Source organism: Streptomyces sp. NEAU-YJ-81, from assembly GCF_017592595.1.
GTDB lineage: Bacteria > Actinomycetota > Actinomycetes > Streptomycetales > Streptomycetaceae > Streptomyces > Streptomyces hygroscopicus_B.
Map to the genome: position 1 here is coordinate 16,057 of NZ_JAGFNO010000033.1, position 20,847 is coordinate 36,903.

The 20,847-nt window shown below is 70.8% G+C and carries 19 protein-coding genes; 10 read left to right on the forward strand and 9 right to left on the reverse strand.

From position 1 onward, the window contains the following. Nucleotides 1-12: 12 nt before the first annotated feature. Nucleotides 13-1,731, reverse strand: a complete 1,719-nt coding sequence (locus tag J5X86_RS41685; protein ID WP_208521846.1) for a sigma-70 family RNA polymerase sigma factor — start codon at nt 1,729-1,731, stop codon at nt 13-15. A 280-nt stretch (nt 1,732-2,011) separates the two neighbouring features. On the opposite strand from J5X86_RS41685, the gene radA reads away from it, so the two are divergent. Further along, complete coding sequence (gene radA / locus J5X86_RS41690) at nt 2,012-3,436, forward strand: DNA repair protein RadA (RefSeq protein ID WP_208521847.1); 1,425 nt, start codon at nt 2,012-2,014, stop codon at nt 3,434-3,436. A 292-nt stretch (nt 3,437-3,728) separates the two neighbouring features. Beyond that, the gene (disA, locus tag J5X86_RS41695; protein WP_050993876.1) at nt 3,729-4,787 is read left to right on the forward strand and encodes a DNA integrity scanning diadenylate cyclase DisA; all 1,059 of its coding nucleotides are present in this window, start codon (nt 3,729-3,731) and stop codon (nt 4,785-4,787) included. A 237-nt stretch (nt 4,788-5,024) separates the two neighbouring features. Here disA and J5X86_RS41700 read toward each other — a convergent pair whose 3' ends face one another. Continuing rightward, nucleotides 5,025-5,768, reverse strand: a complete 744-nt coding sequence (locus tag J5X86_RS41700; protein WP_208521848.1) for an SDR family oxidoreductase — start codon at nt 5,766-5,768, stop codon at nt 5,025-5,027. A gap of 99 nt (nt 5,769-5,867) precedes the next feature. On the opposite strand from J5X86_RS41700, the gene J5X86_RS41705 reads away from it, so the two are divergent. Next, nucleotides 5,868-6,770, forward strand: a complete 903-nt coding sequence (locus tag J5X86_RS41705; protein WP_208521849.1) for a LysR family transcriptional regulator — start codon at nt 5,868-5,870, stop codon at nt 6,768-6,770. A gap of 62 nt (nt 6,771-6,832) precedes the next feature. Here J5X86_RS41705 and J5X86_RS41710 read toward each other — a convergent pair whose 3' ends face one another. Further along, nucleotides 6,833-7,693, reverse strand: coding sequence for a hypothetical protein (locus J5X86_RS41710; protein ID WP_208521850.1), 861 nt, complete (start codon nt 7,691-7,693; stop codon nt 6,833-6,835). 335 nt (nt 7,694-8,028) lie between these two features. On the opposite strand from J5X86_RS41710, the gene J5X86_RS41715 reads away from it, so the two are divergent. The 5 genes from J5X86_RS41715 to cseC all read left to right on the forward strand — a co-directional run bounded on the left by J5X86_RS41715 (nt 8,029) and on the right by cseC (nt 12,551). After that, the gene (locus tag J5X86_RS41715) at nt 8,029-8,955 is read left to right on the forward strand and encodes an A/G-specific adenine glycosylase (protein ID WP_243982843.1); all 927 of its coding nucleotides are present in this window, start codon (nt 8,029-8,031) and stop codon (nt 8,953-8,955) included. 231 nt (nt 8,956-9,186) lie between these two features. Next, a complete protein-coding gene (locus J5X86_RS41720) occupies nt 9,187-9,795 on the forward strand; it encodes a SigE family RNA polymerase sigma factor (RefSeq protein WP_014053968.1) in 609 nt (202 codons plus the stop codon). A 47-nt stretch (nt 9,796-9,842) separates the two neighbouring features. After that, the gene (locus tag J5X86_RS41725) at nt 9,843-10,508 is read left to right on the forward strand and encodes a hypothetical protein (RefSeq protein ID WP_308124878.1); all 666 of its coding nucleotides are present in this window, start codon (nt 9,843-9,845) and stop codon (nt 10,506-10,508) included. Between the two features lie 9 nt (nt 10,509-10,517). Beyond that, the gene (gene cseB / locus J5X86_RS41730; protein WP_078642778.1) at nt 10,518-11,225 is read left to right on the forward strand and encodes a two-component system response regulator CseB; all 708 of its coding nucleotides are present in this window, start codon (nt 10,518-10,520) and stop codon (nt 11,223-11,225) included. A 6-nt stretch (nt 11,226-11,231) separates the two neighbouring features. Then, on the forward strand, nt 11,232-12,551 hold the full coding sequence (cseC, locus tag J5X86_RS41735; protein ID WP_208521851.1) for a two-component system sensor histidine kinase CseC: 1,320 nt from the start codon (nt 11,232-11,234) through the stop codon (nt 12,549-12,551). A 4-nt stretch (nt 12,552-12,555) separates the two neighbouring features. On the opposite strand, the gene J5X86_RS41740 is transcribed toward cseC, so the two are convergent. The 3 genes from J5X86_RS41740 to J5X86_RS41750 form a co-directional block, all read right to left on the reverse strand. Then, entirely contained in the window at nt 12,556-13,023 is a 468-nt protein-coding gene (locus tag J5X86_RS41740) for a VOC family protein (protein WP_078642776.1), read from the reverse strand. Between the two features lie 81 nt (nt 13,024-13,104). Then, nucleotides 13,105-13,581: an AraC family transcriptional regulator gene (locus tag J5X86_RS41745; protein WP_208521852.1), complete on the reverse strand. Its 477-nt coding sequence runs from the start codon at nt 13,579-13,581 to the stop codon at nt 13,105-13,107. Nucleotides 13,582-13,637: 56 nt separating this feature from the next. After that, nucleotides 13,638-15,269 (reverse strand): MDR family MFS transporter, encoded by a 1,632-nt coding sequence (locus J5X86_RS41750; RefSeq protein WP_208521853.1) that lies wholly within the window; start codon nt 15,267-15,269, stop codon nt 13,638-13,640. Nucleotides 15,270-15,430: 161 nt separating this feature from the next. Between J5X86_RS41750 and J5X86_RS41755 the strand changes: the two genes are divergently transcribed. Then, the gene (locus tag J5X86_RS41755) at nt 15,431-16,009 is read left to right on the forward strand and encodes a TetR/AcrR family transcriptional regulator (protein ID WP_208521854.1); all 579 of its coding nucleotides are present in this window, start codon (nt 15,431-15,433) and stop codon (nt 16,007-16,009) included. Between the two features lie 50 nt (nt 16,010-16,059). On the opposite strand, the gene J5X86_RS41760 is transcribed toward J5X86_RS41755, so the two are convergent. Then, on the reverse strand, nt 16,060-16,707 hold the full coding sequence (locus J5X86_RS41760; RefSeq protein ID WP_208521855.1) for a M23 family metallopeptidase: 648 nt from the start codon (nt 16,705-16,707) through the stop codon (nt 16,060-16,062). A 308-nt stretch (nt 16,708-17,015) separates the two neighbouring features. Here J5X86_RS41760 and J5X86_RS41765 point away from each other — a divergent pair, with 308 nt between their 5' ends. Then, entirely contained in the window at nt 17,016-20,096 is a 3,081-nt protein-coding gene (locus tag J5X86_RS41765; RefSeq protein ID WP_208521856.1) for an NACHT domain-containing NTPase, read from the forward strand. Here the strand turns inward: J5X86_RS41765 and J5X86_RS41770 are convergent. Beyond that, a complete protein-coding gene (locus J5X86_RS41770) occupies nt 20,038-20,262 on the reverse strand; it encodes a hypothetical protein (RefSeq protein WP_208521857.1) in 225 nt (74 codons plus the stop codon). The genes J5X86_RS41765 and J5X86_RS41770 overlap by 59 nt on opposite strands. Then, nucleotides 20,259-20,693: an ATP-binding protein gene (locus J5X86_RS41775; RefSeq protein ID WP_208521858.1), complete on the reverse strand. Its 435-nt coding sequence runs from the start codon at nt 20,691-20,693 to the stop codon at nt 20,259-20,261. Before J5X86_RS41775 ends, J5X86_RS41770 begins: the two co-directional genes overlap by 4 nt. Nucleotides 20,694-20,847 lie beyond the last annotated feature (154 nt).

Here is a 20,847-nt window from a genome sequence, read left to right on the forward strand (position 1 = left end):
CCGGGCCTCGCGTCAGCGCTTCGCGGCGGCTGGGCCGGAGGGCGTAGGGGACGGGTCGGTCGGGGTCGGCGTCGGGTTGCCGGAGGGGTCCGTGGGGGTGGGGGTGGGCTCCGGGGACGCGCCCCGGCCCTCGATCAGCACCACCGCGCCCGCCGGGTCCACCGAGACCCGTGCGCTCCAGTGACCGGCCGGCTCCCGGCCGTGGTCCACCGAGACCGTGATGGTCGTGGAGTCGCCGGGCCGCAGCACCCCGCCCGTGTGGTTCAGCCGGAGCCAGGACGCCCCGGCGGAGGCCGACCAGTGCACCGGTGAGCCGCCGGACGCGGTGAGCGTGATGACCGTCACCTCGCCCTCGGGGTGTGCCGTGACCGTGAGCCGTCCCGGGCCGGGGGCGGGCCGCGATGGTCCTGAGCCGTCTCCGGGGCGGCCGCCACCGGCCGGAGAGCCGTCCGGGCGGGACGCTTCGCCGCCCTTGCCCTTGTGCCCCGGCCGCTCCACCGCGCCGTCCACGCCGATGACCTCGACCGACACATCCGACGCCCCGCGGCCCGCCTTGGCGCTCCGCGGGCCGGAGCCGATCTGCGTGCCGGAACGGTCCTGCGCGCTGCCGCCGCGCTCGTACGAGCGACGGGCGGGCCGGTCCTGACCGGCCGGGGCCTGGTCGGTGCCGTCCACCTCGGCGGCGGCCACCGAGTCCGTGTCGCGCTCGTCACCGGCGAGCGGGGCGCCCCGGTAGGCGGCCCACAGCGCGAGCACCGGGGCCGCGACGACCGCCGCCACCACCGTCGTCGTCAGCGCGCGGCTGCGCATCCGGCTGCGGCGGGCGGCCCGGTCCTGGGGCTCCAGCGGGAAGCCGCGCCGGTCGAACCGGGGCCCGGCGCCCGCGCGGGCGGGGCGTCCGCTGAGCGCGCTCAGCAGCGCGGCGTGCACGGCGGCGCGGGGGCCCTCCACCACCGGCAGCGCGGCGGGCGCGGCCGCCGTACCGGGCCAGGGTCCGTCGGCCGTGGCCCGCTCGGCCATCCGGCGGCACTCGCGGCAGTCGTCCACATGGCGCACCAGCTCGCGGCGGAGGGCGGCGGAGAGCAGCACCTGGGTGTCGCCCGCGAGCCGCGCGACGACCGGGCAGTGGCCCAGCTCGACGACGGCGAGGGCGGCGCGGGTGCGCTCCACCTCGCAGGCGGCGCTGGAGAGCAGGGCGCGGGTCTCCTCCTGGTCCTTGCCGAGCACGGCGGCCACCTCGGAGGGGCCCAGCCGATGGCGCACCGCGAGCTCGAGCGCCTCGCGCTGCTCGGCGGTGGTCCCGGCGGCCTCCGGCCAGGCCAGCGCGGCCAGTTCGCGACGGCGCTGGGCGGCGATGGGCTCGGGCAGTTCGGCCCCGGCGCCGTCGCCCGGGGTGTCCGTCCCCGTACGGCCGCGGCGCTCGGCCAGCTTGCGCAGACAGGCCCAGCGGGCGACCGCGTAGAGCCAGGGGCGGGACAGCTCGCCCTCCGCGGTGACCCGGCCCCGCCCCCGGCCGGAGCGGCGCTCGGCCACCGCCAGCACGTCGCCCACCGCGACGGCCGCCGCGTCGTGCTCGCACAGCGCCGACAGGCAGTAGGTGAACAGGCCGTCGAGATACGGCTCGTAGCGTTCGGGAGGGCGCTGGGGGCGGGTGGTGGTGGAGCTGGGCGCACGGCGCCGCACCCGCTGTGCGCCGGTGGTCTGTGTCGAGTGCTCGGACCTGCTGCTCATCACCCGGCGACGGTAGGCGGATGATGCAGACTTCCTCGCGCCACTTGCGCTGTTTTAACCCTTACGGGTGACCATCTCCCTCATAAGGGGACAGGTGTCCCCCTCCGGTGGCCGTAACCTGCTATGCGCCTGGCGCCCTCCGGCGAGGCCGATGAGGGGCCGGTGCGGGGGCCGGGGAAGGGCGGGTGGGGGGGCCGGAAAAGGGCCCGTGCCGGGGCCCGTGAAGGGGCCGTCACCACCGCCGTTCGGCTCTGTCGGTGGCCGACGCTAGCGTTACGGCATGGCTGCCCGTAGCTCCTCCCGCTCATCCGCCAAGGACCGCCCCTCCTACCGCTGTACGGAGTGCGGCTGGACCACCGCCAAGTGGCTCGGCCGCTGCCCGGAGTGCCAGGCGTGGGGCACGGTCGAGGAGTACGGCACGCCCGCGGTGCGCACCACCGCGCCCGGCCGGGTCACCTCGGCCGCCCTGCCCATCGGCCAGGTCGACGGCCGTCAGGCCACCGCGCGGGGCACGGGCGTGGACGAGCTGGACCGGGTGCTCGGCGGCGGGCTGGTCCCCGGCGCGGTCGTGCTGCTCGCCGGGGAGCCCGGGGTCGGCAAGTCCACGCTGCTGCTGGACGTGGCGGCCAAGGCCGCCTCCGAGGAGCACCGCACGCTCTACATCACCGGTGAGGAGTCGGCGAGTCAGGTGCGGCTGCGCGCCGACCGCATCGGCGCGCTGAGCGAGCATCTCTACCTCGCCGCCGAGACCGACCTGTCCGCGGTCCTCGGCCATCTCGACTCGGTCAAGCCCTCGCTGCTCGTCCTGGACTCGGTGCAGACCGTCGCCTCGCCCGAGATCGACGGCGCGCCGGGCGGGATGGCGCAGGTGCGCGAGGTGGCCGGGGCGCTCATCCGCGCGTCCAAGGAGCGCGGTATGTCCACGCTGCTGGTGGGCCATGTCACCAAGGACGGCGCCATCGCGGGGCCCCGGCTGCTGGAGCATCTGGTCGATGTGGTCCTGCAGTTCGAGGGCGACCGGCACGCCCGGCTGCGGCTGGTCCGCGGGGTGAAGAACCGCTACGGGGCGACGGACGAGGTCGGCTGCTTCGAGCTGCACGACGAGGGCATCACCGGGCTCGCCGACCCCTCCGGGCTGTTCCTCACCCGCCGCGACGAGCCGGTGCCGGGCACCTGTCTGACGGTCACCCTGGAGGGCCGCCGGCCGCTGGTGGCCGAGGTGCAGGCGCTCACGGTCGACTCCCAGATCCCCTCCCCGCGCCGCACCACCTCCGGTCTGGAGACCTCCCGGGTCTCGATGATGCTCGCCGTTCTGGAGCAGCGCGGCCGGATCAGCGCGCTGGGCAAGCGGGATATCTACAGCGCCACGGTGGGCGGGGTGAAGCTGTCCGAGCCCGCCGCGGACCTCGCGGTGGCGCTCGCGCTGGCCAGCGCCGCCAGTGACACCCCGCTGCCCAAGAACCTGGTGGCGATCGGCGAGGTGGGTCTCGCGGGCGAGGTCCGGCGGGTCACCGGAGTGCAACGGCGGCTGTCGGAGGCGGCCCGCCTCGGCTTCACCCACGCCCTGGTGCCGAGCGACCCGGGCCGGACCCCGGACGGGATGCGGGTGCTGGAGGTCGCGGACATCGGGGACGCGCTGCGGGTGCTGCCGCGGCGCCGCGAGCGGGGCGAAAAGACGCGGGCGGACGCGGAGGACCGCGGCTGAGGTGATAGGCCGTGGGCTGCGGTGTGTGCTGGTGAGGGGGTACGCAAGGGGGCGGTGAGCCGGGTGGTGCGCGGCACAGGGAGAGCCGTACTCCGTTTCACACCTACGGGCGTACGCCGGGAGACCCCACGGGAGGCCGGTGGCCGCCGGTAGACTTTGCCCTGGTCTCGCCCATACGTGGCCTCGCACACCGGCATGGCAGGGCGACTCGCGGCACCGACAGACCTTGCGACGGAGGAGTGCAGTGGCAGCAGGCGACCGGGCAACGGCACCCGGCAAGGTCGACGGTCTGATGCGTGCCTCCCTGAGCGCGGTCGCGCCCGGCACGGCGTTGCGCGACGGCCTCGAGCGCGTCCTCCGGGGAAACACCGGCGGGCTGATCGTGCTCGGCACCGACAAGACCGTCGAGTCGCTGTGCACCGGCGGCTTCGTCATCGACGTCGAGTTCACCGCGACCCGGCTGCGCGAGCTGTGCAAGCTGGACGGCGCGCTGGTTCTCGACAAGGACATCACCAAGATCGTGCGGGCGGGGGTGCAGCTGGTTCCGGACGCGGCGATCGCCACCGAGGAGACCGGCACCCGGCACCGCACCGCGCAGCGCGTCTCCATCCAGACCGGGTTCCCGGTGGTCTCCGTCAGCCAGTCGATGCGGCTGATCGCGCTGTATGTGGACGGCCAGCGGCGGGTCCTGGAGGACTCGGCGGCGATCCTCTCCCGCGCCAACCAGGCGCTGGCCACCCTGGAGCGGTACAAGCTCCGCCTCGACGAGGTCGCGGGCACGCTCTCGGCCCTGGAGATCGAGGACCTGGTCACCGTCCGGGATGTGAGCGCGGTCGCACAGCGGCTGGAGATGGTCCGGCGCATCGCCACCGAGATCGCGGAGTACGTGGTCGAGCTGGGCACCGACGGCCGGCTGCTCTCCCTCCAGCTCGACGAGCTGATCGCGGGTGTCGAGCCCGAGCGTGAGCTGGTGGTGCGTGACTACGTCCCCGAGCCGACCGCCAAGCGCACCCGTACGGTGGCCGACGCGCTCGCCGAGCTGGACCGGCTGACCCACACCGAGCTGCTCGAACTGCCCATCGTGGCCCGGGCGCTGGGGTACACCGGCTCGCCCGAGACCCTCGACTCGGCGGTCTCGCCACGCGGTTTCCGGCTGCTGGCGAAGGTGCCGCGGCTTCCGGGCGCCATCATCGAGCGGCTGGTGGAGCATTTCGGGGGCCTGCAGAAGCTGTTGGCGGCGAGCGTGGACGATCTGCAGATGGTGGACGGCGTGGGCGAGGCCCGGGCGCGCTCGGTCCGCGAGGGCCTGTCACGGTTGGCCGAGTCGTCCATCCTGGAGCGGTACGTCTGAGGAGCGGCGCGTAGGTCCGACGGGGCGTCGGCGCGTTCCGGCGCGTACGTGCGCGGGGCGCCGCCACGTTCCGCCGCGTACGGTCGACCGGGCGCCGCCACGCCCCGGCGCCCCCGTAACCGCTGGCGTTCCAGCGCCGCATCCGCGGCGAGAAGAGCATCCGCTGGGGCGGACGCCCCCTCGCCACCGCGGCCTGAACGGCCTGAACGACCCGGCGAACCTATGCGGTCAGAGCACCTAGAGTTGCGTGGCCCCTCCGTCGACGGGGAACTCCGCTCCCGTCGAGAAGGTCGCACCGAACGCCAAGTACGCCACCGCGGCGGCCACTTCCTCGGACGTCCCCAGCCGCTGCATCGGGTTGGTGCTCCGGTAGGTGTCCTTCATCGTCTCGATGACGTCGGCGGGGAAGGAGCGGTCCAGGATGCCCGTGTCGGTCGGGCCGGGGCTCACGGCATTGACGCGCACCTTGCGCGGCAGCAGCTCGCGGGCCAGGGTGCGCGTCATCGACCGCAGGGCTGCCTTGCTCGCCGAGTAGACACTGAGCGCGTCGAGGCCCAGGACGTTCACCACCGACGTGGTGAGGACCACGCCGCTTCCCTCGCGCAGCAGCGGCGCCAACGCCTGCACCGTGAAGTACGGGCCCTTGGTGTTGATGCCGAACAGCGCGTCGTACATCTCCTCCGTCGTCGAGTCGAACGGTGCGGACGCAGTGGCACCGGCGTTGACGAACAGCGCGTCCACCGCGCCGAACCGCTCTTGGACCGTGCCGGCCAGCGCCTTGATGTCCTTCAAGGACGCGGCGTCGCTGCGGACGGCGACCGCCTTGTCCCCCAACTGCTCCAGCGCGGCGTCCAGGGTGGATCGGGTGCGGCCGGTGATCAGTACGTGCGCCCCACCGTCCGCGAACAACCGGGCCGTAGTCAGGCCGATACCGCTGCTTCCGCCCGTGATCACGATCTTCTTGCCGTCATAAGTGGTCATGCCCTCAAGCCAAATATCCACCCGCACACCCTGTCCAAGACCTGTTCCGTATGCCGTCTTGTCCCAGGCGTATGACGGCCTGCGACGTACCCTGGGCGAATGGACATCGATCTGCGGCTCGTGCGCTATTTCACGGTCGTGGCCGAGTACGGCAACTTCGGCCGGGCCGCCACCAGGCTGCACCTGGCGCAGCCGTCGCTGAGCCGCCAGATCCAGCGGCTGGAGGCTGAGCTCGGTGTCCGGCTTTTCGACCGCTCGCCGCAGGGCACCAGCCTCACCGACGCCGGTCGGGCATACCTTCCCAGGGCCCGGATACTGCTCCAGGAGGCCGAGCAAGCCGCCCGCACGGCCAGAGCCGCCGTCCAGCCCCGTACCGTCACCGTCGGCTGCGCCGAAGGACTGGTCATCACCGCCTGTATGCAGGAACTGCGCCGCCGGCACCCCGACGGCCAGGTCCGCACCCGGCACCTCGACTGGCGGGACACGCTCGCCCTCGCCGAGCGGCGGGTCGACGCCCTCATTGCGTACCGGCCCCTGCCCTTCCCCACGGACGGCTTCCGGGTGACCAAGCTCCATGAGGAGTCGCGGGTACTCGTCACGTCGGCGAGTCATCATCTGGCGAACGAGAAGGCCGTCAGCCGGCGGGCTCTATCGGACGAGGAACTGGTGACCTGCGTCAGCACTCCGGTTGTCTGGAGCACGCCCAAGCCGGTCGGCGACCGCCCGGCACCACCCCCGCCCGCGATCGACGACAGCTACGAGGACAAGCTGGAACTCATCGCCACCGGCCACTGTGTCGCGATCTTCCCTGCCGGCGATCGACGCGCTGCGGTGCGCGAGGACATCGCCCTGGTGCCCGTCATCGACATCGATCCCTGCGAGGTCGTGCTCGTCACACGCGCTGACGACCCCAACCCGCTGCTCGGATCACTGGAAGACGTCGCACGTACATTGCTCGGCACAGCCTCCCGACGGGAGAACAACGAACTGCCGGTCACCTGAGCCCATCGCCTCTGCGAGGTGTTATATGGCTGTCGCCGCGCCGCAGTCCTCGTAGCCGCCGCTCAGTCCTTCTCGAGGACGAACGACACCTTGGCCGTGCCGAGGCCGTCCACCTTCACCTCGACCAGATAGGTGCCGGGCTTGGCCGACGCGCTGCCCGACGGGGTGGCGCAGTGCTCGGCGCTGCGCTTGCGGTCCCACTCCACGGTGCGCTTGGTCTGGCCGGAGCCCTTCACCTCGACCAGCGCGGTGGCGCTGCCCTCCGGGCAGTCGCCGGAGGCCCAGACGTGGGCGTTCTTGGCGTCCGTGATGGTCAGCGAGGCCGCCGCGCGCCCGAAGTCGACCTTGCAGGAGTTCGGCTTGGTGTTCTTCACGACGATCTCGAAGGTGGGCTTCTCTCCCGGTGCCCAGGTGTTCTTGACCTTGGAGTCCTTGACGCTGCGCACCGTCAACTCCGCGTCGCCGGGGCGGCAGTCCGGCAGGCTCGACCCGGCGGGCAGACCCGGTCCGGTCCCGGTGCCGATGCCACCGCCCGCGCCGCCGCCCGAGGAGCCCCCGGCGCCACCCGCGCCGCCGGAGCCGCTGCCGCCCCCGCCGCCCGCGTCCGTACCGCCGTCGTCCGAGCCACCGCCGCTGCCGCCGGAGTCGCCGGAGCCCGAGCCGCCGTTGTCCGACTCGTCGCGCCCGCCCGGCCGTTCGCTGTTCACCGGCCCGGATGAGGAGGGCCCCGGGGTGATCGTGCTCGCGGGTCCCCCGCCGCCCGATCCCTTGCCCTCGTCACTTCCGCCACCGCCCGAACCACCCCAGCCGAAGGCCCAGATGACCAGGAGCACGATGACGACGAACAGGGCCAGCCCAACGATCCTCCGCCGCCAGTAAATGGAGGAGGGAAGCGGCCCGATCGGATTGCGCAGAGATCCCACGCGGAAACTCTACGAGAGATCGGGAGCTCTACCGGCCAATAACCCCGGCCCCGTTCCCTTCTTTTCTCATGATCCGACCGGATCCCGCACATGAGACCGCCATAAGTCCGCCACCAGGCCGCCACGAGTCGCCCCAAGACGCCCTCCGGACGCCCCTGAGTCGCCCTGCGGCCACCCTGAGGGGGCAGAAAGACCGCACCCGGGCGCGGAAAGCGGCCATCCGTTCCCGCGCGGACGCCCGTATTGCACGATTTGGCAACGACTGGCGCGGCTCGACCCGAACGCCCGCGCCCAGCGCGCCCGCAAACCGTCCCGTCGTGCCAGGATCGAGAGCGATGACTGCCATTTCCGCTTCCGCCGTCCCGGCCGCCGCATCCCCCGACCCCGACGGAGCCGTGCTGCACCGGCCCGTCATCGACTGGTTCGACGCGCACGCGCGCGACCTCCCCTGGCGTCGCCCCGAGGCCGGTGCCTGGGGCGTGATGGTGAGCGAGTTCATGCTCCAGCAGACCCCGGTGAACCGGGTGCTGCCGGTGTACGAGCAGTGGCTCGCCCGCTGGCCGCGCCCGGCCGACCTGGCCGCGGAACCGCCCGGTGAGGCGGTCCGCGCCTGGGGCCGGCTCGGCTATCCGCGCCGGGCGCTGCGGCTGCACGGCGCCGCGGCCGCCATAAGGGAGCGGCACGGCGGTGACGTACCGCGCGACCACGCCCAGTTGCTGGCGCTGCCGGGGGTGGGTGAGTACACGGCGGCGGCCGTGGCCTCGTTCGCGTACGGCCAGCGCCATCCGGTCCTGGACACCAATGTCCGCCGGGTGTTCGCGCGCGCGGTCGGCGGTGCGCAGTACCCGCCGAACGCCACGACCGCCGCCGAGCGCAAGCTGGCCCGCACCCTGCTCCCCGGCGACGAGCCGACCGCGGCACGCTGGGCGGCCGCCACGATGGAGCTGGGCGCGCTGGTCTGCACGGCCCGCACCCCCGACTGCGCCCGCTGCCCGATCGCCGCGCTCTGCGCCTGGCGCCAGGCCGGTTCCCCGGAGCACGACGGACCGCCGCGGCGCGGCCAGACCTACGCCGGTACGGACCGTCAGGTGCGCGGCAAGCTGCTGGCGGTGTTGCGGGGGACGGTGACACCCGTACCGCAGGCGACGCTGGACCAGGTGTGGGACGAGCCGGTGCAGCGGGCCCGCGCGCTCGACGGGCTGGTCTCCGACGGGCTGGTGGAACCGCTCTCGGGCGGCCTCTACCGACTGCCGCTGACCTGAGAAAATTCCTCGTCACGGCCCTGTCTGTGACAGACCTGTGACACACCCAGGACCCGGTTCTGACACTCGGTCGAACCGGGTTCCGTTGTTACACAACCTATGGGTAGCTGTGCGTTCGCCGAGGCCCGGATGCGCATGGCGCCGCAACAGCGCCTCCGTAGCGTCCTTCTCGCGCCGACCGACAGGGCGGCACATCAACGGCGGGGAAGACAGCGGGATGGAGGCTGCATCATGGGCAGCAATGTTCTGGACTTTGAGGAGTACGTGCGGAATCGGCAGGACGCGCTGCTGCGCAGCGCCCGTCGGCTGATTCCGGACCCGGTCGAGGCACAGGACCTGCTCCAGACCGCCTTGGTGCGCACCTACGGCCGCTGGGACGGCATAGCCGACAAATCGCTCGCCGACGCCTATCTCCGGCGCGTGATGATCAACACCCGTACCGAGTGGTGGCGCGCCCGCAAGCTGGACGAGGTGCCCACCGAGCAGCTTCCCGAGGCGAGTGTCGAGGACAGCACCGAGCAGCACGCGGACCGCGCCCTGCTGATGGACATACTCTCGGTGCTGGCTCCCAAGCAGCGCAGTGTCGTGGTGCTGCGACACTGGGAGCAGATGACGACGGAAGAGACCGCGGAGGCGCTCGGAATGTCGACCGGAACGGTCAAGAGCACGCTGCACCGGGCGCTGGCCCGGCTGCGGCAGGAGCTGGAGAGCCGCGATCTGGACGCCCGCGCGCTCGGCCGTCGGGACGAGGAAGGCAAGCGGACCGGGAACGTCCGGCAGCACACGGGTCGGGTCCGGCGCGGCCGCCAGGAGCGGGGGCAGGAACGGTGCGCGGCCTGACCAGGGCCTCTCCCAGCAGGACAGTCATAATCACCGGCGGTGCGGTCGTGGGCCTCGCGGCCGCCGGCGGCTGGATGCTGGCCGGATGCGGCGCCGCGAGCGAGGGTGTGCGCAAGGAGGGACCGGCGCGCACCGAGTGGGCCGCCGCGGACCCGGGCTCGTACGCGGGTGGCCACGCCTCGGGCCGGCCGTCACCGGCCGGGCAGAAGGTCGACGCGATCAAGCTGGTCAAGACGGATCCGAACGTCAGCGACGATCTGAAGGCGAACCTCAAGCCCTGCCCCAAGGGCAAGGAGCCCGAGGGCAAGCAGCAGATCAAGGGCTACCCGGTGGACGTGACGTACGGCAAGCTGACCGGCTCCAACGCCTCCGACCTGGTCATCAACGTGATGACCTGCGGCGATGGCTTCGGCATCGGCTCGTATGTGTACCGCAAGGCGGGCGACCGGTACGAGAACGTGTTCAGCGACGAGCAGCCGCCCGTCTACGCCGACATCGCCAAGGACGAGCTGCGGGTGACCAAGCTCGCCTACACCTCCGGTGACTCGGTCTGCTGCCCTTCGAGCGAGGCCGTGATCACCTACCGCTGGACCGAGGCGGACAGGACGTTCGACGTGCTGTCCCGCAAGCGCACCGACTACAGCAAGAATGTGCCCACGGAAGAGGCGACCCCGGCGCCGTCCGTGAGCGCCGACGACGGAACGGAAGGCTGAACCGAGGCTGTGGCCGAAACCCATGTGCTCTTCGTCGAGGACGACGATGTCATCCGTGAAGCCACGCAGCTCGCCCTGGAGCGCGATGGCTTTCTCGTGACGGCCGCACCCGACGGGTTGACCGGTCTTGAGCGCTTCCGCGCCGACCGCCCCGATATCGCGCTGCTCGATGTGATGGTTCCGGGCCTGGACGGGGTCAGCCTGTGCCGCCGGATCCGCGATGAGTCCACCGTGCCCGTGATCATGCTCTCCGCGCGCGCCGACTCGATCGATGTGGTGCTCGGCCTCGAAGCCGGCGCCGACGACTATGTGACCAAGCCCTTCGACGGCGCCGTGCTGGTCGCCCGCATCCGGGCCGTGCTGCGCCGCTTCGGCCATGCCAGCGGCCCCGGCGGGCGGGGCGCGGAGGCCGTCCCCGAGGAGCCCGACGGCGGGGTGCTGTGCTTCGGCGATCTGGAGGTGGACCCCGAGGGCATGGAGGTCCGCAAGGGCGGCCGGCAGGTCGCGCTCACCCCGACCGAGATGCGGCTGCTGCTGGAGTTCTCGGCCGCGCCCGGCACCGTGCTCTCCCGTGACCGGCTGCTGGAGCGGGTCTGGGAGTACGGCTGGGGCGGGGACACCCGGGTCGTGGACGTCCATGTGCAGCGGCTGCGCGGCAAGATAGGCCAGGACCGGATCGAGACGGTCCGCGGCTTCGGCTACAAGCTCAAGGGCTGAGCGGCGTTGGGGCGATTCGCGCTGCGCAGTGGCCTGCGGTGGAAGGTCAGTCTCGCCATCGCGGCGGTGAGTACGCTCGTCGCGGTCGTGCTGAGCCTCGTCGTCCACAACGCGGCCCGCGTCTCGATGCTCGACAACAGCCGCACCGTGATGGACGAGCGGGTGAAGGTCGCCCAGAGGTGGTACGAGCAGTCCCGGGTGCTGGGCTTCGGCGCCAAGCTGGACGACCCCAAGCTGCCCGAGCAGCTCAAGAAGGAGGCGTGGCGCGGCCAGCGCGCCACCTATCTGGAGGACTCCGGCACCGGCACCCCCGAGGTGTGGGCCTCGGTGCCGCTGCGGAACGGCAAGGTGCTGTCCGTCCACACCAAGTTCCAGGACCGCTTCGCCGTCCTCAACGACCTCGATCGGGTGCTGCTCATCGGCTCGGTGGCGGTGGTGATGGGCGGTATCGCACTCGGTGTGCTCGTCGGCGACCAGCTCTCCCGGCGGCTGCGCAAGGCGGCCACCGCCGCCCGCAAGCTGGCCGAGGGCGACTCCGAGGTCCGGGTGCGCGAGGCGATCGGCGGCCGGGTGCGCGATGAGACCGACGATCTGGCGCGCGCGGTCGACGGCATGGCCGAGGCGCTGCAGCAGCGGCTGGAGGCGGAGCGCCGGGTCACCGCCGATATCGCGCATGAGCTGCGCACCCCGGTCACCGGGCTGCTCACGGCCGCCGAACTGCTGCCGCCGGGCCGCCCCACCGAGCTGGTACGGGACCGGGCGCAGGCGATGCGCACCTTGGTCGAGGACGTCCTGGAGGTCGCGCGGCTGGACGGCTTCGCGGAGCGCGCGGAGCTCCAGGAGATAGCCGTGGCCGAGTTCATCGCCCGCCGGGTCCGGGCGGTGGCCCCCGACGCGGTGATCAACGTGGCGCGTGACGCCCATGTCTCCACCGACCCCCGGCGGCTGGAGCGGATCATGGGCAATCTGCTCGCCAACGCCGCCCGGCACGGCAAGCCGCCCTTCGAGGTCACCGTCGAGGGACGGGTGCTGCGCGTCCGCGACCACGGCCCCGGCTTCCCGGAGGAGCTGCTGAAGGACGGGCCGAGCCGGTTCCGCACCGGCAGCAAGGACCGCGCGGGCACCGGGCACGGCCTGGGGCTGACCATAGCCGCGGGCCAGGCGCGGGTACTGGGCGCCCGGCTGACGTTCCGCAACGCCGATCCGGTGCTGGACGGGCCGGACGGCACGGACGGCGAGTGCCGGGGCGCGGTCGCCGTGCTCTGGCTGCCGGAGTCCGCGCCCACCAACACCGGCAGCTTCCCGATCATCGAGGTGCCGGACTGAGCGCTCAGTCCGAGACGCAGCCGTCCCAGGGCTTACTGAAGTCCATCTCCTCGCGGGGCTGGGTGAACGAGAACCAGTTGCCGGAGTCGTCGCGGAAGAGCGCCTCGGTGCCGTACGGACGCTCCTGGGGCTCCTGGACGAACTCCACGCCCTTGGCCTTGAGCGCCTCGTAGTCCCGGTGGATGTCATCGGTGGTGAACACCCCGGCCCCGAGCACGCCCTTGGCGACCAGCGTCCTGAGGGCCTCGGCGGACTCCGGGTCCAGCCCCGGCGAGCTGGGCACCATCAGGGTGAGCTGCACATCCGGCTGATCCTTGGCGCCGACCGTCAGCCAGCGCATACCGCCGCCCTCGCCATCCCCGCCGATGCTCATGTCGGTGCGGACCTCGAAGCCCAGCTTCTCGGTGTAGAACTCCTTGGCCCGGTCCTGGTCGAGGACCCAGACGGTGACGATGGACATCCCCTTGATCATTGCTGCCTCCGGAGGTATCGGGATGGATCGCGCGTCGTCGCGACATCGCCACCGTAGGCAGCGGGGGGTCCGGCCCGCTTCTCAAGAATTGCTGTCCTCGGCGCCACCGGCCGCGGGGCCACCGGCCTGGGAGCGGATCGCGGGGGCGTCGCGCCCGCCGTACCACAGCATGGCGTAACACCCCGGTATGACCCCCGCGGCCCGGCCGACGTACCGGTCCCGGTAGGCGCTGGGGGTGAGCCCGGTCTGCTTCTTGAAGCTCGTCGAGAATGTGCCGAGGCTGCTGAAGCCGACGAGCGAGCAGATCTCGGTGACCGAGAGATTGGCCGAGCGCAGCAGCTCCTCGGCCCGCTCGATGCGGCGCCGGGTCAGATACTGGCCGGGCGTGGATCCGTAGGCGCCCTTGAAGGCGCGGATGAAGTGATAGCGCGAATAGCCGGCATGCGCGGCGACCGCGTCCAGGTCGAGCGGCTCGGCCCAGTCGCGGTCCATCACGTCCTTCGCGAGGCGCAGCCGGCGCAGATGCGCCAGCCGCGCCTCGTCCGGCGAGGTCACCATGGGGCCGATGCTGTCATGCCCCACTGACAGGGAGGTGGTCCCTGAGAGGCCGTTGGTCAGACGGTCTCGGCGACCGGTGCCGCGTCGGCCGGGGCCTGGTCCCCGTCGGCGGACTTGGGGGCGGCCCCGCGCAGCGGGACCTCCTTGACGAACCAAGCGGCGACGGCACCGATGATGCTGATCAGTGCGCCCCACAGGAACACCTGATGCGCACCGCTGGCCACCGCGTGGGTGTACGCGTCCCTGATGGGCAGCGGCAGCTCCTTGAGGCTGGCCGGGTCGAGCTGGGCGCTCCCGGAAGTGATGGCCGCGGCCTTGTCGCCGCCCCGCTCGGCCATGGTGTCGTTCACCTGGCTGGTGAACAGGGCGCCGAGGATGGCGACACCGAAGGAGCCGCCCAGGGTGCGGAAGAGGGTGGCGGAGGAGCTGCCGACGCCCATGTCCTTCATCTCGACGCTGTTCTGCGCCACGAGCATGGTCGTCTGCATCAGGCAGCCCATGCCCATACCGAGCACCGCCATGTAGAGGCCGGAGGTGAACCGGGTGGTCTCGGTGTCCATGGTGGACAGCAGGAACATCCCGACAGTGATCAGGACGCCGCCGATGATCGGGAAGATCTTGTACTTGCCGGTCTGGGTGGTGACCCGGCCCGAGACCAGCGAGACGACCAGCATGCCCAGCAGCATCGGGAGCAGCAGCAGCCCGGAGTTGGTGGCCGTGGCGCCCTGGACGGTCTGCTGGTAGAGCGGCAGGAAGGTGGTGGAGCCGAACATCACGAAGCCGACGAGGAAGCCGATGGCGGTGACCAGCGTGAAGTTGGCGTTACGGAAGATGTGCAGCGGCAGCACGGGCTCGGCGACCCGCTGCTCGACGAAGACGAACGCGACGAGCGAGAGGACACCGAGCGCCCCGAGCCCGAGGATCTGGGCCGAACCCCAGGCGTACTCGTTGCCGCCCCAGGTGGTGATCAGCACGAGCGCGGTGATGCCCACGGTCAGCAGGGCCGCACCGGTGTAGTCGATCCGTCCCTGGGCGCGCTTCTTCGGCAGGTGCAGCACGGCGGTGATCGCCGCGAGGGCGATGGCGCCGAGCGGAAGGTTGATGTAGAAGATCCAGCGCCAGCCGAGGTGGTCGGTGAGGGTACCGCCGACCAGCGGGCCACCGATCATGGCCACGGCCATCACACCGGCCATGATGCCCTGGTAGCGGCCACGCTCCCGGGGCGGCACCAGGTCACCGATGATCGCCATCACGCCGACCATCAGGCCACCCGCGCCCAGGCCCTGGATGGCCCGGAAGCCGATCAGCTCATTCATGCTCTGCGCCATGCCGGACAGGGCCGAGCCGCCGAGGAAGACCACGATGGAGGTGAGGAAGACGCCCTTACGGCCGTACATGTCGCCGAGCTTGCCCCAGATGGGGGTCGAGGCGGCGGTGGCCAGGGTGTACGCGGTCACCACCCAGGAGAGGTGTTCGAGGCCCCCCAGCTCGCCGACGATGGTCGGCATCGCGGTGCCCACGATCATGTTGTCGAGCATCGCGAGCAGCATCGCGATCATCAGCGCGAAGATCACCACGCTGGTGCTGCGCTGCTTCGGCTCGGCCTTGGCGGGCTTCTCGGCCGCCCCCGGGGCTTGAGCCGATATCGAAGCGGATGGCGCTTCGTCGTCTGATTGTTTACGGACCATGTTCTCCGTCTCCCCCTGGATGATGAGAGCCCTGACGCCCACTTACTTGCCGCCCGGCTAGTTCAGTACAGTGGAGACGGTAAGGCGCCAACTAGCCGGGCGTCAAGTAAGTTACGTTCGGCCTGCCGACGGCAGCCAGACCACCAGCACAGGAGAGACCCATGGGCAACACACCGCGGCGGGGAGACACCCGTCAGCGCATCCAGGACGTGGCCCTGGAACTCTTCGCGGAGCAGGGTTACGAGAAAACGTCACTGCGCGAGATCGCCGAGCATCTCGAGGTCACCAAGGCAGCGCTCTACTACCACTTCAAGACCAAGGAAGACATCGTCCTCAGCCTGTTCCAGGACCTGGGCCGGCCGCTCGACGAGCTGATCGCCTGGGGCGAGCAGCAGCCGCGCAGCCTGGAGACCAAGCAGGAGCTGCTGCGCCGCTACAGCGCGGCCCTGGACATCGCCGAGCCGCTGATGCGCTTCATGCAGGAGAACCAGGCGACGGTGCGCGAGCTGAGCATCGGCCAGATCTTCAAGAATCGGATGCTCGCGATGTCCGCCATGATCCGGGACCCGGAGGCGCCCATGGCCGACCAGGTCCGGAGCGTCATCGCCCTGTTCAGCATGCATGCGCGGATGTTCGCGCTGCAGGCGATCGAGGGCACCCCCGAGGACAAGCGCGATGCCGCCCTGGAGGTCGCCCTCGATCTGGTGAAGCAGGCTCATGCGTCATCGACGCATGGCTGATATGCGCACAAAGCGCATGAATTGCGTCAGACCTTGACGCCGTGGTCGCGTCAGACCTTGACGCCGTGGTCGCGGAGGAACTTGAGCGGCTCGACCGCGGTGCCGTAGTTCGGCGTCGTACGGATCTCGAAGTGCAGGTGCGGGCCGGTCGAGTTGCCGGTGCTGCCGGACAGGCCGATCTGCTGGCCCTCGGTCACGGTCTGGCCGATCCGGACATCGATCCGGGACAGGTGGGCGTACTGCGAGTACGTCGCGTTGTCATGCTTGATCACGATCGCGTTGCCGTACGCGGGACCGTCACCGCCGCCGTTCGGGCCCGCCTTGACGACGACACCCTCGTGGGCCGCGTGCACCGGGGTGCCGGTCGGCACGACGAAGTCCTGGCCGCTGTGGTTGTGCGACCACAGGTTGCCCGCCAGGCCGAAGGCGGCGCCTATCGAGAACTTGTCGACCGGGGTCTGCCAGTCCTTCGCGGGGGCCTTCTTGGCCGGGGCCTTCTTCGCCGGGGCCTTCTTCGCCGGGGCCTTCGCGGCGACCTGCTTGACGGACGGGGCGGCGGGGGCATCGCCCGCCCCCACGGCGAACGCCGTTCCGGCGCCCAGCGCGAGCGAGGCGCCCAGGCCGACGGCGACCACAGCGGCGCGCCCCTTGGATACGGACGTAAGCGAGAAACGGCGGTTTGTGGCGCGCGGGGCCATGGGAAGTACCTCCAGAAGCGTCTTTGGACGCCTCTTGTTATCCCGTTCTCGTGAATAGGCCAAGGCGTTCTTCTACTAAGTGGCTACGTAGCGAATTGGTTATGTGAAGCGTTTCCCGCGCGAAATTCCCGGAAACCCCCATCACACCCCTGACCTGCGAGATCCCCTATTTACCGTAGTAGACGCCGAAGGGCCTGTGCGAGAAGTCACCTTCGCAGGGACTTTCGGATGTCCGATTCGGGACCAAAGTCCTTACCCCGCTGTACGCTGTCCGGCCAGGGACACACAACTACCGGGGGGAATGGGACGTGGATCCCGCAGTCATCGGCGCGCGCCTGGCGTCGAGCGTCGTCGCACCGCTCATCAAGAAGCTGTTCGTCAAGGAGGGGCCGGGCGCCGGGCTGGTGAACCAGCCGGTCCGTATTTCCTCCCTCGTCTCGTTCCGCGGCGAGAAGCGCACGCTGACCGAGAAGGATCTCGACAAACTCGCCGCCGAACTGGTCGCCCAGGCCACCCGGCACGCCGGCCCCGGCGAGCGGCCGTGCCCCGCCGACGAGGACGAGCTCGTGGCCGAGCAGTTGGCCACCACGCTGTACGCGCTCGGCGACCTCGATATGAACGACGTCCAGGCGGTGCAGCTCGGCCACCAAGGACTGGCCTACGAACTGGCCCACGCCACCCGCACGCGGGGAAGGGGACGAGGCGCGCAGCACCTCAGCCAGGGCGGCACGCTGCTCTACGAGCGCCTGCTGGACACCGCCTGTCTGCACATCCTGCACTTCTTCACTCAGCGCTCGGCCTTCGTCCCTCGCACCCTCGTCGAACAGAGCGGCCAGCTCGGCGAGCTGATCACCAAGATCGACATCCTGATCGAGCGGATTCCGTCCCAGACCGCGCAGGACGCGGGGTTCGAGCGCCGGTACGCCGAGTACATGATCGGCAAGCACTCCACGCTGACGATCGTCGGGATCGACCTCAGCCACGCTGAGGCCACGTGGCCGCTGGACGCGGCGTATCTCAGCCTGGAGGCGGTCTCCTCCTCCGGCGAGGAGCGCTCGCTGGGCGCGTTCGGCGGTGAGCTCGTCGGTGAGTCCGGTGAGTCACCCGCCGCCGAGCAGCACGCCGCGCTTCCCGCGACCCTGCCCGCCGACCGGGCGCTCTCCGGTCATCAGCGGGTGCTGCTGCGCGGGGTCGCGGGCTCCGGCAAGACCACGCTCGTCCAGTGGCTCGCCGTATGCACCGCACGGCAGGAGTCGCTGCGCGGCCTGGAGCAGCTCATCGGCCGCGTCCCCTTTGTTCTCCCGCTGCGTACGATCGCCCGCCAGGAATCCCTGCCCTCCCCGGCCTCGTTCCTGGCCTCGGTCCACAATCCGCTGGACGGCGCCCAGCCGCCCGGCTGGGCCGACCGCGTCCTGAACGCCGGCCGCGGGCTGCTGCTGATCGACGGCATCGACGAGATCCCCGAGCACGACCGCGAGCGCACCCGGGCCTGGCTGTCCGATCTCCTCATCGCCTATCCGGACAACCTGTGGCTGGTCACCTCCCGCCCCTCGGCCGTGGCCGACGACTGGCTGGGGGCTCAGGACTTCGCCGAGTTCACGCTGTCCCCGATGAGCCGCGAGGACATGGCGGCGTTCATCGACCGCTGGCATGAAGCGGCCCGCCAGACCTGCCGTACGGAGGAGGAGCGGGCGACGCTGGACGCGTACCAGTCGGCCCTCCACACCGCCGTCCGCACCAAGCAGGACCTGAGCCGCCTCGCCACGAACCCGCTGATGTGCGGGCTGATCTGCGCCCTGCACCGCGCCCGGCGCGGCTATCTGCCGCTGCGCCGCAAGGCGCTGTACGACGCGGCGCTGTCGATGCTGCTGACGCGGCGCGACACCGAGCGCCACATCTACGCGCAGGGTGACATCCAGCTCGACGAGGAGCCGCAGATCCAGCTCCTCCAGCGGCTCGCCTATTACCTGATCCGCAACGGCGAGGCCGAGCTGGACCGCGACCGCGCGGAGCGCCTCATCGAGGAGGCCCTCCCCTCCGTCCCCGACGCCCGGGACCTGGGCGACGCCCCGGCCATCCTGCGCCATCTGCTGCTGCGCAGCGGGCTGTTGCGCGAGCCGTCGGTGAGCACGGTGGACTTCATCCACCGCACCTTCCAGGACTACTTGGGCGCGAAGGCGGCGGTGGAGGCATGGGATGTGGGTCTGCTGATCCGCAACGCGCATGACGCGCAGTGGGAGGACGTCATCCGCATGGCGGTCGCGCATGCGCGGCCGCGTGAGCGGGCGGAGCTGCTGAACAAGCTGCTGGAGCTGGCCCGGCACAAGGACAGCGCCGACTCGGCGCTTCGTCTGTTCCTGCTGGCCATGGCCTGCCTGGAGCACGCGCCCGATCTGGACCCGGAGATACGGGAGGAGGTCACGCGGCACGCCCTGGGGTTCATCCCGCCCCTGGATATCCCACGAGCGCGGGAGCTGGCCACGGTGGGCCCGCTGGTGCTGGAGCTCCTGCCTCCGCCGGAGGGGCTGACCGACGAGCAGGCGCACTGCTGTGTGGTGACCGCCTCACGCATACCGGTGGACGCGGCAATCCCGTATCTGGCCCAATTCACCAACCATTCGGCGCTCGAAGTTCGTCGGCAGCTCGCCTCGTGCTGGGGGCGGTACGAAACCGAGCGGTACTTCCGTGAGGTGATCCTCCGCATGGACCCGGACGGGTTGTACTTCGTGGCCGAGTCCATGGAGGAATTGCGGTTGCTTCTGGGCACGGGGCCGCGTCCTTGGCTGATCCTGCGTGGTGATTTCACCGAAGACGAGATCAGGGACAGCCTCGATGGGGAGGAGGTGACTCGGCTCCGGCTTAACCGTAACCACGTGGTCGAAGACCTCGGCGCCGCGATCGGCCACCTGGCGAACCTCGAAACGCTCTATCTGACCGACTGTCTTGGTGGGGCCCTCTTCCTCACCGGCCTGTCCGACCTCCCCCTACGCACCTTGGTCGTCGAAACGCCGGGCCTGTCAGGCGTGGGCGTCGTGCCCTATGGCCTGGAGAAGCTCACAGCACTGGAGCGGCTGAAGGTCACGATCGGACACGCAAGTATGGAGCGCGACTTCCCACCCAGCATCACCTGGTTGGATCTGCATGTTCTGCACGAGTTCCTGGACACCACCTGGATGCCCTCGGCATTCCCCCGCCTTCGTCACCTGAACATCCTCTTTCCCCATGGCGCCGACCGCTCCATCGATCTGTCCCCGCTCGCCGCTCTCCCCGACCTGGAGAGCGTCACCGTGAACGCCGCAGAGATCAGCGGTGGCGAGTCACTCTCCGGCGTCACGGTGACGGCCTTTCCCGCCTCCGCTCGGCCTTCAGCAGGCGCTGGTAGTCCGTGAGCACGCGCAGCAGCGCGAAGCCGGTGCCGAGAGGGACGGTGCCGAGCTCCAGCCGGGGTTGCCGGGGGTCGGTGAGGTCGGCCCGTACGTCGGGGAGCCGTACGCCGTGGGCGGCGAACTCGTCGCGGAGGATTTCGGCGACCCGCTCGGCGGGGGTGGGGTTCATGCGGTGCTTTTCGTGTTCGCGGGCGGGACATTGAACTCGAACCACACCGATTTGCCGGTGCCTTCGGCTGGTTCGTCATAGGTCATGCCGCAGACGTCGGAGAGCGCCGTGACCAGGAAGAGGCCACGCCCGTTGGTCTCATCGAAGGCCGCGCGGCGGGGCGAGGGCAGTTCGGGGCTGTCGTCGTGGACGGTCACCCGGATGCGGTCGTGCCGGATAGTGGCGGCCATCCGCACATCGCCCTTGCCGTGCCGGTGGACGTTGGTCACTAACTCGGACGTGCAGAGGGCTGCCGCCTCGGCGAGTTGGGAATGTCCTGAAGCCGCGAAGATCCCGCGCACGAAGTCGCGGCACAGGCGTGGAGAGATGGGGAGGGCGGGGGCGGAGAGGGTGTAGCGGTGCGGATGTTCCGGGTGTGCGGGTGCTCCCATGCGACGCCTCCGTGGCGCTCGTAGCTCAATACCCTGTGTGAGCAAGACAACACCCAAGGTATGGCAGAGCTCAGCAATGTTGCAACCGATCCACGAAGATGATTGGACTGCCCCACCCACGCGGGGCACACTGACACCGATTCCCCTGGAGGGC

Excerpts from the sequence above, each read along its gene's own strand:
- J5X86_RS41685 (WP_208521846.1), bottom strand. The coding sequence starts at position 1,731 with ATGAGCAGCAGGTCCGAGCACTCGACACAGACCACCGGCGCACAGCGG.
- radA (WP_208521847.1), top strand. The coding sequence starts at position 2,012 with ATGGCTGCCCGTAGCTCCTCCCGCTCATCCGCCAAGGACCGCCCCTCC.
- disA (WP_050993876.1), top strand. The coding sequence starts at position 3,729 with ATGCGTGCCTCCCTGAGCGCGGTCGCGCCCGGCACGGCGTTGCGCGAC.
- J5X86_RS41700 (WP_208521848.1), bottom strand. The coding sequence starts at position 5,768 with ATGACCACTTATGACGGCAAGAAGATCGTGATCACGGGCGGAAGCAGC.
- J5X86_RS41705 (WP_208521849.1), top strand. The coding sequence starts at position 5,868 with ATGGACATCGATCTGCGGCTCGTGCGCTATTTCACGGTCGTGGCCGAG.
- J5X86_RS41715 (WP_243982843.1), top strand. The coding sequence starts at position 8,029 with ATGACTGCCATTTCCGCTTCCGCCGTCCCGGCCGCCGCATCCCCCGAC.
- J5X86_RS41720 (WP_014053968.1), top strand. The coding sequence starts at position 9,187 with ATGGGCAGCAATGTTCTGGACTTTGAGGAGTACGTGCGGAATCGGCAG.
- J5X86_RS41740 (WP_078642776.1), bottom strand. The coding sequence starts at position 13,023 with ATGATCAAGGGGATGTCCATCGTCACCGTCTGGGTCCTCGACCAGGAC.
- J5X86_RS41745 (WP_208521852.1), bottom strand. The coding sequence starts at position 13,581 with ATGGTGACCTCGCCGGACGAGGCGCGGCTGGCGCATCTGCGCCGGCTG.
- J5X86_RS41750 (WP_208521853.1), bottom strand. The coding sequence starts at position 15,269 with ATGGTCCGTAAACAATCAGACGACGAAGCGCCATCCGCTTCGATATCG.
- J5X86_RS41755 (WP_208521854.1), top strand. The coding sequence starts at position 15,431 with ATGGGCAACACACCGCGGCGGGGAGACACCCGTCAGCGCATCCAGGAC.
- J5X86_RS41760 (WP_208521855.1), bottom strand. The coding sequence starts at position 16,707 with ATGGCCCCGCGCGCCACAAACCGCCGTTTCTCGCTTACGTCCGTATCC.
- J5X86_RS41770 (WP_208521857.1), bottom strand. The coding sequence starts at position 20,262 with ATGAACCCCACCCCCGCCGAGCGGGTCGCCGAAATCCTCCGCGACGAG.
- J5X86_RS41775 (WP_208521858.1), bottom strand. The coding sequence starts at position 20,693 with ATGGGAGCACCCGCACACCCGGAACATCCGCACCGCTACACCCTCTCC.